The 733-nt window shown below is 60.8% G+C and carries 1 protein-coding gene; it reads left to right on the plus strand.

The window, feature by feature from the left end; genetic code table 11:
* The coding region (locus tag A5906_RS31830) for a thioesterase domain-containing protein (protein WP_245327020.1) at positions 1-656 on the plus strand (656 nt) is incomplete at its 5' end.
* Positions 657-733 lie beyond the last annotated feature (77 nt).

A 733-nucleotide genomic window follows, 5' to 3' on the forward strand; every position in this document is an offset into this window, starting at 1 on the left:
TGGATAGACAGGCGAGCGGACCTTTCGTGCTGGGGGGCTTCTGCAACGGCGCCATTGTGGCATTCGAAGCAGCTCGCCTGCTGATGGCAGCCGGCCACAGGGTTGGTAGGGTCGTCATGGTTGACCCGCCGACCGTTAGTGCCCGTGCGGCGGCGCAAGCGATCCTCAGACCGATGAAGCGACTAGTCTCGCCTTACAGTCTGCGCTGGACCTATCAGCTGATGGTCAGGCTCGAGCAGTTCTTCTACGGGTCGACGAGCAAGCGGGTTAGCCAGCTGTATACCGCTCTAACCAATCCCAAGAAGCTGCATGATGCAGTCTTCAATCCCTATGATACGATTCCGCGCGCGTTATGGGAGCCTTATTCGCTCGCAATGGCGCAATATCTTCCGGCACCGCTCGAGGTTCCTGTGACGTTCTACGCAGCAGACCACGACGGTCGCGCATGGCGAGCTCTCAGTTCGCAACTCGAGGTCATCCAGGTGCCTGGGGGACACGGTGGGTGCCTGACCATCGGAGCGGAACGTCTGGTTGATCATCTGCGGAAAAGAATCGACGCTCTGGCTTGCGGCGTGCCCGCTCCCACTGAATCGCACACGCCTGCGAGTTTCTCTCACGGGGAGCAAATCGGCGGCCCAGTGGGACTCGAAACTTGAGTTGGACGAGGCGCCACAACGGTTGGCCGCCGAACATCCCCCGCCCTTACGCAAATCCCGAAACCGCCGCGCGCAAG

The sequence above is a fragment of the Bradyrhizobium sacchari genome (genome assembly GCF_002068095.1).
Taxonomy (GTDB): domain Bacteria; phylum Pseudomonadota; class Alphaproteobacteria; order Rhizobiales; family Xanthobacteraceae; genus Bradyrhizobium; species Bradyrhizobium sacchari.